This is a genomic window from Psychrobacter sp. YGAH215 (assembly GCF_007280595.1).
GTDB lineage: Bacteria > Pseudomonadota > Gammaproteobacteria > Pseudomonadales > Moraxellaceae > Psychrobacter > Psychrobacter faecalis.
On the sequence record NZ_VKLR01000001.1, the window covers coordinates 275499 to 292086 of the forward strand.

Consider the following 16588-nt stretch of genomic DNA (forward strand, 5'->3'; position numbering starts at 1 on the left):
TAGCACAGCTACTACAGCCACCGCTTAATACTGCCAACTATAAGGAGCGTCATCATGAGCCATACTTCCTACACCGTTTTGACCCGCGATCAAATCGCCGAGCGTGCTGCACAAGATATTCCAGATGGTGCCTATGTCAATTTAGGCATCGGACTACCGACCAAAATTGCCCAATACCTACCGGATGATAAAGATGTATTTTTGCATTCAGAAAATGGTTTACTAGCTTTTGGACCACCACCTGCCAAAGGTGAAGAGGATCCCGAACTGATTAACGCCGGAAAAGAGTATGTCACCATGCTCGATGGCGGAAGCTTCTTTCATCATGGCGACTCTTTTGCGATGATGCGCGGTGGTCATCTTGATATCTGCGTACTAGGTGCATTTCAAGTGGCTGAAAATGGTGATCTAGCCAATTGGAGCACCGGTGCGACAGATGCAATACCGGCTGTTGGCGGCGCTATGGATTTAGCCGTCGGTGCCAAAAAAGTCTTTGTGATGACCAATCACACCACCAAGACTGGCGACCCTAAAATCGTTAGCAAGCTTACCTACCCTGTGACTGGCAAAAACTGTGTTGATCGTATTTATACTGACTTATGTGTCATTGATGTCACTGATAAAGGTTTAGCCGTCACTGAAATGGTCGATGGCTTAAGCTTTGCGGACTTACAAGCATTGACGGGTGCGACGCTAATTGATGCTACAAATTCAAAATAATAAAAAGGACAAGGATGATGACTGATTCAATCACTGGTTTAAATGATGCTTATATTATCGATGCCATTCGCACCCCTTTTGGACGCTACGGCGGCGCTCTAGCACAGATACGCGCTGACGATTTGGGAGCTATCCCTATCAAGGCGTTAATGGAACGTAATGCCAATGTCGATTGGGTACAAGTAGATGACGTTATTTACGGCTGTGCTAATCAGAGCGGTGAAGACAATCGCAACGTCGGGCGTATGTCATCGTTACTAGCTGGCTTACCTTATCGAGTGCCTGCCACTACCGTGAATCGCTTATGCGGCTCGTCAATGGATGCGTTAGCGATAGCGGCACGCGCCATCAAAGCCGGTGAAGCTGATTTGATTATCGCAGGTGGCGTTGAGAGCATGAGCCGTGCGCCATTGGTAATGGGTAAAGCAAATAAACCCTTTGATCGTAGTCAAACGCTTGAAGATACAACCATGGGCTGGCGCTTTATCAATCCAAAGCTTGACGAATTGTATGGCACGGAGACCATGCCGCAAACTGCTGAAAATGTCGCAGAACAATTCAATATCAATCGCGCTGACCAAGATGCTTTTGCCCTACGTAGTCAACAACGGACCGCAGCGGCGCAAAAGGCAGGGTTTTTCAAAGATGAGATTACTCCAGTCAGCATCCCGCAACGCAAAGGCGAGCCTATCACTGTCGATACCGATGAACACCCTCGCGCTGATACCACGCTTGAGAAGTTGACCAAACTGCGCCCTATCGTCACCTCAGATGGCACCGTGACGGCTGGCAATGCGTCAGGTATCAATGATGGCGCAGCGGCTTTTTTAGTGGCATCAGAGCAAGCGGTGAAAAAGTTCAATCTAAAACCGCGTGCACGTATTGTGGCCTCAACTACGGTAGGCGTTGAGCCACGTATTATGGGCTTTGCTCCAGCACCAGCGATAAAAAAACTACTGGTAAAAACTGGACTGTCACTTGATGAGATGGATGTCATTGAATTAAACGAAGCCTTTGCCGCTCAAGCTCTCGCTTGTACGCGTGACTTAGGGTTAGCTGATGACAGCGCGCGCGTCAACCCTAATGGTGGTGCCATTGCCCTTGGTCATCCACTCGGTGCCTCAGGCGCACGTTTAATTTTAACAGCACTCAATCAACTTGAGAAAACTGATAAGCGTTATGCTATTTGCTCGATGTGTATTGGGGTTGGACAAGGCATTGCGATGATTATTGAACGGGTTGTCAACGATTAGATAGTGCTATTCATAAATATCGCTCAAACCACCCACCATTACTACTGCAATGACATTACCATGATTAAAAAGGATAATAATGATGCCCATATTTGACAACAAAGACGTTGCCCTAAACTATGCCACTTTTGGCGATAGCAGCAATCCTGCTCTGATATTTTCTAACTCTTTGGGCACTAGCTATCATATGTGGCAGCCGCAAATCGATGCCTTACAAAACGATTACTTTATTATCTGCTACGATACCCGTGGCCATGGTAAATCTTCCGCACCAAAAGGCCCTTATCGTTTAGATCAGCTTGGACAAGACGTTATTGATTTGCTTGATTATCTAAACATCGATAAAGCGTCTTTTTGTGGCATCTCTATGGGCGGAATGACGGGTCAATGGTTAGCTATCAATTACCCTGACCGCTTCCATCACTTAATGCTTTGCAATACCGCCGCGAAGATTGGCAATGAGGATGCTTGGGTAGATCGGGCAAAATTGGTACGTGAGAAAGGATTAGAACCTATTGCATCGACAGCTGCTTCGCGTTGGTTTACAGCAAGTTTTATCGATGATTATCCAGATGTAGTTAAAGCATTATCTGACGCTCTCGTAGCTGGCAGTAGCGAGGGTTATGCCAGCTGCTGCGAGGCATTATCTGACGCTGATACACGTGAACAGCTAAAAGATATCCGCGTGCCAGTTACGGTGGTTGCAGGTTCTAAAGATCCAGTGACGACGGTTGCCGATGGTCAATATATGGTCGAACACATCCCTAATGCTAAGCTTGCGACTATCGATGCTTCACATATTTCAAATATTGAACAGCCTGACGTGTTCAATCAATTAATCAAACAATATTTTCATGACTAATAGAGTTACGGATACCATCAGATTTTTTAGTAATAAAAAATAGTCTAACAAATAAGAGCTTAAATCTTTCATTTGGTTTAAGAAAAGCACCTGCATATCTAAAGGATATGTAGGTGCTTTTCTCTTTTACCACATGTCACCGCCCTTTATTAAGTTACGTCAAAATCTATACTTTATAGGTATAAATTATTACTCAGATGGTTTTTGACTTGCTTGATAGAAAACAATAACTTAATAAAGACTTATAGGGATATTACCCACGGAGAAAAAAGAATGGACTCACCTACTTTAAACATCAATAGGGTTATTGATGAAGCCAAATTTGCACCTTTTCACTGGAAAGTCTTATTTTGGTGTTTATTGATTATTATCTTTGATGGCTATGATCTTATTATTTATGGTGTAGCATTGCCCCTACTCATGGAGGAATGGTCATTAACCGCAGTACAAGCAGGTTTTCTTGCCAGTGCTGCACTTTTTGGCATGATGTTTGGCGCCATGATTTTTGGAACACTCTCAGACAAGATTGGACGCAAAAAAACCATTATGATTTGCGTCGGCTTGTTCAGTAGCTTTACTTTTCTTGGTGCTTTTGCTGGTGGTCCAATACAGTTCGCCACTTTGCGCTTTATTGCAGGCCTAGGTATCGGTGGTGTTATGCCTATCTGCGTGGCTTTAACCTCCGAATATGCACCAAAACGTATTCGCAGTACTTTAGTTGCTATAATGTTTAGTGGTTATGCCATTGGAGGCATGGCATCGGCATTATTAGGCTCGTTTTTGGTGGTAGATTTTGGCTGGGAGATTATGTTTTATATCGCTGGCATTCCAATGCTACTTTTACCAATCATTTGGAAAATGTTGCCTGAATCTTTGATGTATTTGGTAAAAGAGAAGCGAGATAAAGAAGCCAAAATTATTGTTAAAAAATTGGCACCGCAGGAAACGATTACCACTTCTACCAGTTTGCTATTGGACGAGCCGACCAAAGGCGATGATGCACCAATTAAAGCCTTATTTCTGAAAAACCGTGGTTTCACTACTATCATGTTTTGGCTCGCTTTCTTTATGTGCTTACTGATGGTGTATGCCCTTGCTAGTTGGTTGCCAAAACTAATGATTCAGGCGGGTTACTCACTAGGTGCAAGCATGCTGTTCTTATTTGCACTCAATATTGGTGGCATGGTGGGAGCTATCGGCGGCGGCATACTGGCTGATAAATTTCATCTTAAACCTGTCTTAGCCATCATGTTTGCCCTAGGCGCTGCGGCGTTGATACTGCTTGGCTATAACAGCCCTCAGCTAGTACTATATACTCTGATCGCGATTGCAGGCGCTACGACTATCGGCTCACAGATACTACTCTACACCTTTGTCGCACAGTATTATCCGACGAGTGTACGGACAACAGCTATGGGCTGGGCATCAGGTATTGGTCGTATTGGTGCTATCGTAGGTCCTATCTTAACTGGCGCGTTACTTACACTAGAGCTAAGCCACCAGACGAACTTTTTGTTTATCGCGATACCAGGATTAATTGCAGCCACTGCTATTTTCCTTGTGAATTTAAGCGCAGCAGTGGATGGCAAAACAAGCAAGGTACAACCAGTAACTTTAGATACGCCTATAGCAACCTAAATCTGACTAAACTCTATTTTTATTTAAGCATTTTTATATTACACCTATATAGCTTTTAGCGTACTCACGATGTGGGTGCGTCTTTTTGACAATTTGAATAAAAGCTTAGCTCTTTATCTTTAAACCTTATGTGAGAGATATTATGTACAATTACTTTTTAAAATTATTCTTTTAAGGCGTAATGAACGATTTTTACGCCAGACTGTGACAGTACTGCACAAAATTTGCTACCATAACCTTTTTAAACACTATAATTTTGGATCTAGGCAATTTCACTTAGGTACTTAGGTAATACAGACATGGCCAAAAACGCCCTACAAGAACAACTCTTAAAAGCTGGATTGGTGGATAGCAAAAAAGCCAAAAAAATCAGCAAACAGTCACAGCATGCCAAGCGCACAGGTGACGCATCAAATCTTGAAGCCAAAAAAGCCTTGGCAGACGCTCAAGCCAAAAAAATAGAAAAAGACCAAAAGCTCAATCAAGAAAAACAGCAGCTTTTAGAAGAAAAAACGCTAAGAGCCAACGTTATCCAAATGATTAGGCAACATCAAATCACAGAAACGCAGGGTGACATCACTTATCAGTTTGTTGATAATGGCAAAATTAAAAAGATTTATATCTCCCAAAAGCTCTATGATCAAATCGTAGCAGGTCATGTGGTGATTGCACGCTTAGAAGACGATTATGCGCTGCTTCCTCGTCCACTAGCTGATCGTATCAACGCCAAGCTCGAAGGTTTCATTGTGGTGTCGAATGACAAGTCAGAGGTCGAGCTGGCAGAAGATGACCCTTATGCCGCTTATGTTATTCCAGATGATTTGATGTGGTAATCTACCATTTTATGGCTAAGCATTAACCAAAATCCCCTGTATAAGATATCTATATAGGGTTTTTTTTGACAGTGCAATAAAAACAGTAATTACAATGGTAGCAAAACGTGCTTACTCTTCTGATAAGCAGACAAGCCATCAGCACCCAATTCGCGACCAATGCCACTTTGCTTAAACCCGCCCCAACCTGCTTCAGGTACTACAATTTGCTGCTCGTTAACCCAAATATGACCAGCTTGAATTTGTAACGCCATCTCTAACGCTGCAGTCTCATTAGCACTGACAATAGTCGCTGCCAAGGCATACTTACTATCATTGGCAAGTTCAATCGCCTGCGTATCGTCTGCAAACGTGGTACTGACCAATACTGGTCCAAATACTTCTTCTGTCCATAACTGACTGCTTACTGGCACATTCGTATAAATAGTCGGCGTTGCAAAATATCCTTGACGGTCTAGTATCTCGCCACCTGTTAGGCAAATAAGATTTTCACCAACCGCGATATCGATATACTTTTCGACTTGCGCAAGTTGTTGCGCGCTAACCAGCGGCCCCATTTGCGTGTCTGCAGCAAAACCATCGCCAATTTTCAGGCTTTCTGTTTTCGTTTTCAGTGTATCAAATAACGACTGGGCAATGTCTTGATGGACGAGCAGCCTTGAGGTCGCAGAACAAATTTGTCCAGCATTAGTAAAAATACCACCGATGATTAAATCACAAGCATAATTAATATCAGCATCTGCGCGCACTACAATAGCGGACTTACCTCCCAGCTCTAGACTGATATCCTTGATACCTGTTGCTGCTTGGCGCATTACTTTTTCACCGACGATATTACTACCAGTAAAAGACACTTTATCAATCAGTGGATGACTGCTCATCGCTGCGCCCACTTCTGCTGCGCCTGGTAGAATGTTAACCACCCCTCTTGGCAGCTTAATAGTAGACAATATATTGCCCAGCATCAATTCTGGCAATAGTGTCACCTCTGACGGTTTGAGTAAAACTGTACACCCTGCCGCCAGTGCTGGCGCTAGTTTCCAAGCGGTGGTCACCATCGGAAAGTTCCAAGGCACGATAAGGGCGCAAATACCGACTGGCGCATAGGTTTTTAATAAGCGGATACCTGTCTCGTTTGTAGCAACCTTAGACCAAGTCGCCTGCTCGATGACAAGATTGGCATAATAGCGATAACAAGCAATGGCGTCGCTCACGTCTATTTTCGCCTCTGCAATCGGCTTACCATTATTCAATACCGACAGCCCAACCAGCTTCTCAAACTGCTGCGCCATCGTATCTGCAATCGCCTGCAGATAACGCGCGCGCTCATTGACGCTGGTTTGCGACCAAGTTGCATAAGCGCGTGATGCGGCATAAGCGGCGCTGTCTACCTGTGCACTACGACACAAGCGAGTTTTTGCAATGACTTCGCCGGAGTTTGGATCATATAAAGCATGCTCATCTACTGTTTCAGAGGCTGCAATCGTGACCCAATCACCCTCTATGTAGGCGGCATTTAACCTAACTTCATTTTTCATGCTTTGCTGAGCGGCGGCTCTCGTTAAGGATAAAGAATTTGTTATTTCCATGATGACTAGTTGCCTTATATTGTTTAATAAAGTTGTCTTTACGCTAACTGTTCACTGCTTTTTTAATGCCAAAATGAGGCGTTGCAATCACGACTAATACAATAGATGCGCCACCGACGTAATGACCACCAAGCTAATCAGCGTCCGCAAGATAAAAATCATAAACAGCTCTAAGACGTTCAGCTTGATGTTTGATTTCAATATCAGCGCGCCTACCTCAGACATATAGATAATCTGGGTAATAGAAGCTGCACCAACGATAAAACGCGTCATTTCACTCTCGATACTTTTACCAACCAAGGCTGGCAAGTACATATCGGCAAAGCCCATAATCATCGCCGGTGCCGCCTCTGCTGCCTCTGGAATTTGCAATAATTCAAGTAATGGCACGAGCGGCGCAGAGAGCCAATTAAATACCGGCGTGTATTCTGCTAAACCAAGACCAATGACGCCAATAGCAAAAATCACTGGAATTAAGCCAAAATAAATATCAAATAAGTTCTTTAGGCTATGCTTAAACACTTTCCCTAAGCTTGGCATAGAATGCGCGCGCGTGACGGCACGATTGATCGCCCATTGGTAAGTAGAATACTCAGTAGGGATTTCTTCATCGAGCATACTTTTGCCAGAATGATAAGTGTCAGGTTTTAATGACAGCGGCGGTATACGCGGCATAATAATCGCAGCGATAAAACCAGTTGCAGCAATGGTCAGATAAAAGAAAACAAAGTGGTTATCGACGCCGATGGTTTTGGCAACGACATAGGTAAAGGCGATGGACGTCACCGAAAAGGTGGTGGCAATAATTGCCGCTTCACGCTGACTATAGTAGCTTTTATCATACTCTTGCATGGTCACCAGCAGACCAATAGAGGCGGCGCCAAACCAAGAGGACATGGCATCGACCGCAGAGCGACCCGGCAATCTAAATAATTTAACGAACACTTTACTAGATAAAGTACCCAAAAACTCCATCAAACCGAAATCAGTCAGAAATGGTAAGGATAAAATGGCAAAAAAGAACAAAGGAATAAGGATAGGAATCAGGTCTTCAAAAATCACGCCGCCGGTATTACGATTGATGATAAATTCAGGGCCGACTTGTAAATAAATCATCCACGCAAACAGCACGCCCAAAAAGCGCGCGCCAAGCCAAAACCAATCGACATCAAAAAGCTTTGCCCACATAGAGCCTTCATGCAGATTGGGTCTTAATACCTTAACGGCCAGCGCCCCAATAAAGGAGGTCGTCACAATTGCCAATACCGCGTAAACCACATAACTGCCCAGCACTGCTTGCAAGGTATCGGTTAATACGCCCAATAAAATGGTGACTTTGCCATCCCACTGAAAGGGAATAATAAACAGCGCAATACCCAGTGCTGAAAATAGCAAAAACTTCCACATGGAGGCACGCCAATGTAGCCCTTCCGGCGTGCCTGAAACGATGGTATTGTTGCCTAAGATTGGCTGCTGGGATTTATCGATATAGTTCGTCATTCAATCCTCCTTGATAGGCGACGAGCGCCAATTTTTTTTGGCTGCCCAATCTATCCATAGACTGAGCGCATTGCGCAAATAGTTAGATAACGTTTTATAAGTTATTTTTAGTAGCAATTACGCTTTAGCTAAAGCAGGTAAAACCTTTACCCATTTCAAGAAGAAATTTATCGGCTTCATCGACTTCATAAATAATTGGTTGTTTGCCTTTGATGTCTTCTTTTAATGCCTCGAGCAGCTGCTGCTTATCTGTGATTCGACGATAACCGGCGCCAAATCCTGCGGCTAACGGCTCAAAGTTCGGGGTTTTAATATTGACCCCAATCAAAGGCAAGCCGCCCTCTTGCATATAGCGGCGAATCTCACCGTAACCTTGGTTGTTCCATAACAGCACAATTAATGGTAGCTCAAGCTCAGCGGCACAGATTAATTCGGCAATGGTAAATTGAATACCGCCATCACCAATCAGGCTAATAACGGGCGCTTTTGAGCCAATCATGGCACCAATCGCAGCGGGCAAACCATAACCTAAGGTGCCAAAGCCCGTCGATGAGTTAAACCATCGACGCGTAGTTAACGCTTCAAAGCCAAGATTGCCGCTATAAACAGGCTGGGTTGAATCGCCAACGAAGATAACGTCTTCCACCTCATCTCGAATCAGCTGTAGTAGCGCGTTTTGACCAGCAAAATCTGGCGTCATTTCTTCTATCAACGCTTGCTTTACCTTTGCTACTCGCGGTGCTGCTTGATGATGCAGCGGTTGATTTTCTAAGCGCGTACATAGACCACTAATAGCCATTTGCGCATCCGACAATAGCGCAATATCCGCTCTAAACGGACGCTGTAATTGCTGAGCATCGCAGTCGATACGAATCAGCGTGCCATTGATTTTGAACCCACCATTAAAGAAGACGTCATAATCAGTCTCGCCAAGCTCAGTACCAATCGCCAATACTAAGTCGGCCCCGCTAATGACGGCGCGACCTGCGGCCAATGACTGATTGCTACCCAAACTCAACGGATGAGCAGGTGGCAGTAAACCTTTGGCATTAATGGTCAAAAACGTCGGTGCATCGATAAGTTCTGCTAATTTTTGTGCGTCATGATTAACATCAACGCAGCCGCCGCCGTAAAGTAAGACTGGGTTTTTTGCGCTTTTAAGCTGCTCAATAATCAAATCCAATTGCGCAGGATGAGGTAGTGGTCTATTTGCTTGTAGTTGCGTCAAAATATTATTAGTAGATTGGCTGTTTAGAGAAGCACCTAGCTTATTTAGCTTAGGCGGCTTGGCGACATGACTGGCATCGGCGGTAATCACATCAATGGGCAGCTGGATATGCACCGGCCCTGGACGCGCGCCATTGAATAACGCAAAAGCTTCGGCGATGACTTTTGGTAGCGACTCAGGCTGCCAAATGGTTTTACTCATAAGCGCCACTTTACTGACCATACCTTGCTGGTCGTGCAATTCATGCAAGTGCCCTTCACCGCTGCCGGTATGCTGCACTTTATTGACACTAGATATCACCAGCATCGGGATAGAATCTGCCAATGCTTGCGCCATCGCCGTCATGATGTTGGTCATGCCGGGACCGGTGATAATAAAGCATACCCCGACTTTACCAGAAGCGCGGTAATAACCATCGGCCATAAAGCCTGCGCCTTGCTCATGACGCGGTGTCACGTGGCGAATATCGGTATTGGGCAGGCCACGATATAGCTCGACCGTATGTACGCCCGGAATACCAAATACCGTCTCCACCCCGTAATATTCTAACCACTGAACAAGCAGCTCACCACAAGTTAGAGATGAGGCAGTTGGCGCGGAATTTGGCAATGAAGAAGGCGTTTGCAGAGAATGCGTCATGAGTTAATCATCCTAAAAAAATTCAATAGCAAGTAAATAAGTCGTTCAGTATCAAATCCAAGCTAAACCTAAACTGACCTTTAATTTTTTGTAAAGAGCAGTTTAGGTTTATAAGTTATTCTTAATAAATGGCTTTAACCTTATCGTCATAGCGCACGCCCGGTAGGATACATAGCATCTCAAATAGCAGGTTCGCAGCCAGTACCGAAGTATTGCCAAACGGGTCATAAGGCGGCGACACTTCTACTAAATCGCCACCAACTACGTCAAGTCCACGCATACCGCGAATGATTTCGATACCTTGCGTTGACGTCAGGCCGCCAATTTCAGCGGTGCCCGTACCGGGTGCAAACGCCGGATCGATGCCATCGATATCGAAACTTAAATAGACAGGGCCGTCGCCTAATTTTTCGCGCACTTCTGCCATGAGTGGTGTCAATGATTTATACCAGCACTCCTCAGCAGGCACAACGCGAAAGCCTTGCTCGGTCGACCAATCAAACTCTTCAGCGCTATAACCCGTGCCACGCAGACCAATCTGAACGACACGATTGCCATCGATAAGGTTCTCTTCGACAGCTCGGCGGAACGGCGTACCATGGGCGATTTGCTCGCCAAACATCTCATCATTAATATCGGCATGGGCATCGATATGTACCATCCCAACAGGGCCATATTTTTTGGCGAGCGCGCGCAAAATAGGCAAGGCAATCGTATGATCACCGCCTAACGTTAAAGGAATAGCGCCATGGCTAAGGATTTTATCGGTATAGAATTTCTCAATAATATCGACACTTTTTAGCAGGTTAAAGGTATTGATAGGCACATCGCCAATGTCAGCGACTTGTAAAGATTCAAAAGGCGCGGCACGAGTGGCGACATTATAAGGGCGAATCATGCGTGATTCATCGCGAATCTGTCTCGGACCCAATCTTGCACCGCTACGGTTTGAGGCGCCAATATCTAAAGGCACCCCAACGAATGCTACATCTAGCCCTTCAGCATCGGCTTGGGTTGGTAGGCGCATCATAGAAGCGAAGCCGCCAAATCTTGGCATGTCGTTGCCACTTAGTGGTTGGTTAAATTTCATCACTTACATCCTTGTATCGATTGGTCAAAACAGACAATTTGTCTATATTACTTTTTATCTATATTACTTTTTGTCTATGCCGTTTTTTCTATAGCTCTGACAATACCTAAATATCAGAGGCGAGACCATGGTAAAATTCAGAAGTAAACTTCTGGTTTTTCGTAGTAACTTTGATTTATTCGTTATTTATAGAAGTTTTATAAAAAATTTGGTTAAGACAGATTAAGATAATAGATATGGGAACATGACCTTTAATGCTAGATGAATTGATAAAAATTGATATCAAGACCTTGCGCAGCTTTATGGCCATCGTAGAATGCCAAGGAGTGACCGCCGCGCAGTCACGCTTAAATGTCACCCCGTCTGTCATCAGCGGTCATTTAACCCATTTAGAAGATCGTTTGGGTATGACGCTCTGTCATCGTGGGCGCGCAGGTTTTAAGCTCACCGAAGACGGCGCAGCGGTTTATGAGGCTTGCTTAAGCTTTATTGAGGCGGTGGCCAGCTTTCAACATCAACTGCACTATATTCGGCAACTGGATTCGGTACGCGGCGGTCATATTCGATTATGTCTTATCGATCAAATGCCAACGGTTTTTTATGATGCGTTACATCAATGCTTAGCGGCCAGCTATCGCGACAATCCGCTTATTCACTTTTCTATCGATGTGCAAAGCCCTGAGAGTATGCTTGATAAGTTACTTAGCAATGAAAGTGATATTGGCGTGGGTTATTTTAGCAGCTTCCCGCCCCTATTGACCTTTCAGCCAGCATTTATCGAAAAGCAAGTCGTCTGCTGCGGACGCGAGCATCCGCTGTTTTATGAAGCAGACGGTTTAACTTTTGAGGACTTGGAACAAAATTATCCTTGGATAAAACGGGGTTATATTACTGACCTAAGTATCAACCATGTGCGTCCAAAAACGTTAAGCGCCACCACTTATCATATGGAGGCGACCGCACAGTTAATTTTGGCGGGTCATCACGTCGGCTACCTTCCCAATGATTTGGCCAAGCGTTATGAAGAGAAAGGAATGATGAAAATACTATTGTCCAATGAGGCAAGCCATGAGGTCAAACACCATTGGGCTTATCGAGAAAATCTGCATAAGCACGTCGCTGATTTTTTGCAGCAAATGACTGGGCTTTTATAAAGTGACAAGCATTTAATGGATAATAATAAAGAATAACGATAAACAGTCATGGCAACAAATAACCATAAACAGCTATCCTGCTTTTGGTAGCTCTTCACGTTTTAAACCAATCGTTCTAAGTTTGCCTTTATCATCGACTTCTTTGATGACCAGTGACCATTCATCATTAATCGCCACTGTATCGCCCGATACCGGCGCCATATCTAGGTTACCTTTGACGTATTCAGCAACCGTTTGCTGCCACATATTTTTTTCATTATCTTCTGGCTTGGATCTTAGCTTATCGACCAAAGACTCAGAAGTCATAACACCAGTAAAAAATGGCAAGTCGCCCAGTTTAACGCTCGGTGATAGGAGCCAATCGCCATAAAAATCATCGATAGCTTTGCGGTCTAAGGTGGTGTCATTAAAAATCCGCGCAATTTGGCTGGCATGATTGCCGCGCATCGCATACCACACGCTATCACCAAATTTTAGCTTAGTGTCTTCGTCGACAATGACAATCTGCTGACCGCGTACCAAGGCAAACACACTAATTTCATCAGGGTTAACGTGGTTAGAAATGCTTTTTGGATGACGTCCAATCGCAAACGCCCCAGACTTTACTTGAAACTGATATAAAGTAATACTTGCCTTGTCCGATACCCAAACCTCATGCTTCTCTTCGGGGTCTTTGTTATTGGGAATGCGTACTTTAAATAAATCCGCCATAAAGGGAATGGTTGTGCCTTGCAAAATCAAGGATAAAACCACCACGCCAAAGGCAATATCAAACAGCATAAAGGCGCCGTCAATACCCGCCATTACGGGCAAAATAGCAAGGGTAATCGGTACGGCACCGCGCAAGCCAACCCAAGAAATAAAACCGATTTCTCGGTCTTTAAACTTAAAGGGTTTTACGCTGCTGTAAACGGCGATAGGACGAGCAATTAAAATCATAAAGGCGGCAATCGCAACCGAGTAATACCAAACATTAATGACGTTTGATGGCGTCACCAACAGACCCAGGACCACAAATAAGACTGCTTGCGATAGCCACGCAAAGCTGTCCATCACGCGCATGACATGCTCGGTTGAGCGCACTTTATGGTTGCCTATCAGCACGCCAGCCAGATAAACTGCCAAAAACCCACTACCACCGATTAAATTGGTCGCCGCAAATACTGCCAAGCCCGCCGACAATATCAAAATGGCATACATGCCTTCTGCCAAATGTATCTTCGGTAATAGCCTTGCCAATAAATAACCAAATAATAAACCCATACCGAGGCCGAAGCTCAGCTGCTGTAATAGCAAGCCTATAAAGCCCAGTACCGTTTGTCCCTCAGGGTCGACATTTAGCGCAATCAATCCGGTGACCAATAAAATGGCTAGTGGATCGTTGGCACCAGATTCGAGCTCCAACGTCGCTTGTACACGGTCGTTAAGCTTCACACCGCCATTTCGCAGCAATGAAAATACCGCTGCCGCATCGGTCGAACCGACAATAGCTGCCATCAATAGCCCAAAACGCCAATCGACATCGAGTAGCCACGTGACAAAGACGCCCAGTATCATGACCGTTGCCAGCACTCCCCACGTGGCAAGAGTAATAGCAGGTCTTAGCCCCACTCGAAAAGATTTAAAGGAGGTGCGCAGTCCACCATCTAACAAAATACAAGCCAGCGCCGCCTGCCCGACAAAGTTAGCAAGACCATATTGAGAGAACTCAATACCCAAGATACCTTCTTCACCGGCGAGCATGCCCACGACTAAAAACAACAATAATAGCGGCACGCCCAAACGCGCCGACAAGGTACTTGCCATGATACTGGCAAAAATTAAAACTGCTCCTACGAAATACAGGATATTTAAGGTATCCATCTTTTTTAAGCCCTATTTTTAATCATTATTATGTAAGTGTGTCCTTTAGCTTTTCTAGCGTACTTGTTGCAAAAGCTTCAAATTGAAATGCTCTAAATTAAACAGTCTTATTGTAGTTTTCTTAACTGTCTAACTTTAAAAACCCAATCTATAAAAGCCTACTCTATTGTATAACATAGAATCCTAACGGTAGTTTGTGTTAAGCGTCGTACGCATGCAATTCCTATAGAAAATATTCACTATTGGCTCTTTATTTGTTCAATCATAAAGGCTTTTAGCGTCGCTATAAACCTTAGTCTAAGAATATTAGAAAGCAAATTAATAACCTGCCTTTTCATCATCAAAAAAGCCCTACTTAGCATAATGCCAAATAGGACTTTTCTGTTTTATAAGTGCTCAGTGTTTTTATAAATGCTTAATCATTATTAATGGTAAATGATAAATACTCATGCAAATTATAAAATTATATTACTTAGGCTATTTTGGTTTAAGGGCGGCACTGATATCAGCCAATAATGGCGGGATATCGTGCTTATCTGTCATCACTTCTAACATCACCAGTTTATCTTTGGTGGCCGCTGCTTTCTGGAGCGCTGCTTTTAGTTCGCCAGCGGTTTCTGCTTTAAGGATTAAGCTGTTTTCTTCTGTCGCGCCAAAGGCTTTTGGCATCATTTGCCAGTCGCACTTAGGAATGTCATTATAGCGCTGATTTTCACCATGAATCGCTCGCTCAACGGTATAGCCATCGTTATTAATCAGGACAATAACCGGATTGATGCGCTCTTTAATCATTACCGCGATTTCTTGAATGGTTAATAAAGCCGAGCCATCACCAATCAATAAGATACTACGCTTATGCGGTGAGGCAATAGCGCCACCCAAACTCGCTGGCAAGGTATAGCCGATTGAGCCCCACATTGGTTGCCCATAAGACGTCACCCCTTCTGGCAGCCGCACATCACTGATACCAAAATACGCCGTGCCTTGGTCAGAAAACACGAGGTTTTTATCATCAAGCGCATCGGCGATGATATGCCACAAGTCATCTTGGCAAATCGGCTCGTCATCCTTGCCGTTTTGCTCATGCGGCTGCATCTCTTTGCAAAACTGCTTCGGTACGATATTGACGCCTGAGGTCATGACTTCATGCAGGGTTTGCAGCGCATCTTTGAGCGCAATCGGTGCAAAGTTTTGACCGCTGATAGATGCCCGCTCATAATGCAAATCAACCACAACTTTTTCATCAATATTTTGGCTAAAACCTGCGGTGGTTGTGTCAGTATATTGCACGCCGATTTTAATTAAGCATTCGCAATTTTCTACCGCATCTTTAACCACAGGACGTGATGCCACGCCTGCATAAGTACCTGCCCAACGCTCACTGTTTTCATCAAGCAAGGTTTTGCCCCATGATAACGTCGTATAAGGAATGTCGGTATCAGCAATTAAAGCCTTTAGCTGATTTTGTAATCCCAAACGATGCACCATCAAATCTGCCATCAGTGTGGTGGTTTTATTAGGTAAAAACTCTATGAGTGCTTGCTTAAAGTCTGCCAATGCCGCTTGGCTGGTGATATCTTCTTGGCTATCATCAAGCTTGGTCGTTGGCGGATAAATCGGCATCTTCGCCACATCTGGTGATAACAACAAATAACCGGGACGATGCTTTTTCAGAATAACTCGAATCACACGATCAATCTCAGAGGCAGCGTTATCAGGCGTGATTTGCGCTCGCGCGACGGTGACAGGTTCCACCATTTTAATAAAATGATTAAACACCCCATCACCTAAAGTATGGTGAATCCGGCGTTTCGAATCTTGCAGGGCGGTACTTGGCGCACCGACCACGTGCAGCACGGGTGCGTACTCGGCAAAAGAGCCAGCGGTAGCATTAATCGTCGACAGCTCACCCACGCCAAAAGTCGTCACCATAGCAGCAAAACCGCGCTCACGTGCGTAGCCATCAGCAGCATAGCCAGCATTTAGCTCATTGGTATTGCCGACCCAGCGCAATTTATCAGACGCAATAATATTATCTAAAAACGTTAAATTAAAATCACCGGGCACGCCAAAGATTTCAGTCGCACCCGCTTCAGCGATACGATCGAACAAATAATCCGCGATGGTATATTGTTGACTCATTTTTTATCCTTAATGCTTAAGATTATAAGTATTGATAACTATCAATAAAGATGGGGTTTCTTATAAAATGCACACCA

The 16588-nt window shown here is 44.4% G+C and carries 12 protein-coding genes; 6 read left to right on the plus strand and 6 right to left on the minus strand.

Going from position 1 to position 16588, the window contains the following annotated elements:
- The first annotated feature begins 54 nt into the window (after positions 1–54).
- The 5 genes from FOR85_RS01075 (at position 55) to FOR85_RS01095 (ending at position 5306) form a co-directional block, all read left to right on the plus strand.
- Positions 55–720 (plus strand): 3-oxoacid CoA-transferase subunit B, encoded by a 666-nt coding sequence (locus tag FOR85_RS01075; RefSeq protein ID WP_144296331.1) that lies wholly within the window; start codon positions 55–57, stop codon positions 718–720.
- 17 nt (positions 721–737) lie between these two features.
- Positions 738–1973: a 3-oxoadipyl-CoA thiolase gene (gene pcaF / locus FOR85_RS01080; protein ID WP_144296415.1), complete on the plus strand. Its 1236-nt coding sequence runs from the start codon at positions 738–740 to the stop codon at positions 1971–1973.
- A gap of 82 nt (positions 1974–2055) precedes the next feature.
- On the plus strand, positions 2056–2835 hold the full coding sequence (gene pcaD / locus FOR85_RS01085) for a 3-oxoadipate enol-lactonase (RefSeq protein WP_102076543.1): 780 nt from the start codon (positions 2056–2058) through the stop codon (positions 2833–2835).
- A 273-nt stretch (positions 2836–3108) separates the two neighbouring features.
- Positions 3109–4473, plus strand: coding sequence for an MFS transporter (locus FOR85_RS01090; protein WP_144296332.1), 1365 nt, complete (start codon positions 3109–3111; stop codon positions 4471–4473).
- Between the two features lie 299 nt (positions 4474–4772).
- Positions 4773–5306 (plus strand): DUF2058 domain-containing protein, encoded by a 534-nt coding sequence (locus FOR85_RS01095; RefSeq protein ID WP_102076920.1) that lies wholly within the window; start codon positions 4773–4775, stop codon positions 5304–5306.
- Positions 5307–5395: 89 nt separating this feature from the next.
- Here the strand turns inward: FOR85_RS01095 and FOR85_RS01100 are convergent, their stop codons facing one another.
- The 4 genes from FOR85_RS01100 to speB all read right to left on the minus strand — a co-directional run bounded on the left by FOR85_RS01100 (position 5396) and on the right by speB (position 11352).
- Positions 5396–6895, minus strand: a complete 1500-nt coding sequence (locus tag FOR85_RS01100) for an aldehyde dehydrogenase family protein (RefSeq protein WP_223808450.1) — start codon at positions 6893–6895, stop codon at positions 5396–5398.
- A gap of 93 nt (positions 6896–6988) precedes the next feature.
- On the minus strand, positions 6989–8395 hold the full coding sequence (locus tag FOR85_RS01105) for a YjiH family protein (protein ID WP_144296333.1): 1407 nt from the start codon (positions 8393–8395) through the stop codon (positions 6989–6991).
- 124 nt (positions 8396–8519) lie between these two features.
- Positions 8520–10262, minus strand: a complete 1743-nt coding sequence (locus FOR85_RS01110; RefSeq protein WP_144296334.1) for a 5-guanidino-2-oxopentanoate decarboxylase — start codon at positions 10260–10262, stop codon at positions 8520–8522.
- A 121-nt stretch (positions 10263–10383) separates the two neighbouring features.
- Positions 10384–11352 (minus strand): agmatinase, encoded by a 969-nt coding sequence (speB, locus tag FOR85_RS01115; RefSeq protein WP_144296335.1) that lies wholly within the window; start codon positions 11350–11352, stop codon positions 10384–10386.
- A 254-nt stretch (positions 11353–11606) separates the two neighbouring features.
- Here speB and FOR85_RS01120 point away from each other — a divergent pair, with 254 nt between their 5' ends.
- The gene (locus tag FOR85_RS01120; protein WP_144296336.1) at positions 11607–12506 is read left to right on the plus strand and encodes a LysR family transcriptional regulator; all 900 of its coding nucleotides are present in this window, start codon (positions 11607–11609) and stop codon (positions 12504–12506) included.
- Between the two features lie 72 nt (positions 12507–12578).
- On the opposite strand, the gene FOR85_RS01125 is transcribed toward FOR85_RS01120, so the two are convergent.
- Both FOR85_RS01125 and FOR85_RS01130 read right to left on the minus strand, forming a co-directional pair.
- Positions 12579–14369: a potassium/proton antiporter gene (locus tag FOR85_RS01125; RefSeq protein WP_144296337.1), complete on the minus strand. Its 1791-nt coding sequence runs from the start codon at positions 14367–14369 to the stop codon at positions 12579–12581.
- Between the two features lie 477 nt (positions 14370–14846).
- A complete protein-coding gene (locus FOR85_RS01130) occupies positions 14847–16511 on the minus strand; it encodes an alpha-keto acid decarboxylase family protein (RefSeq protein ID WP_144296338.1) in 1665 nt (554 codons plus the stop codon).
- Positions 16512–16588: the final 77 nt, after the last annotated feature.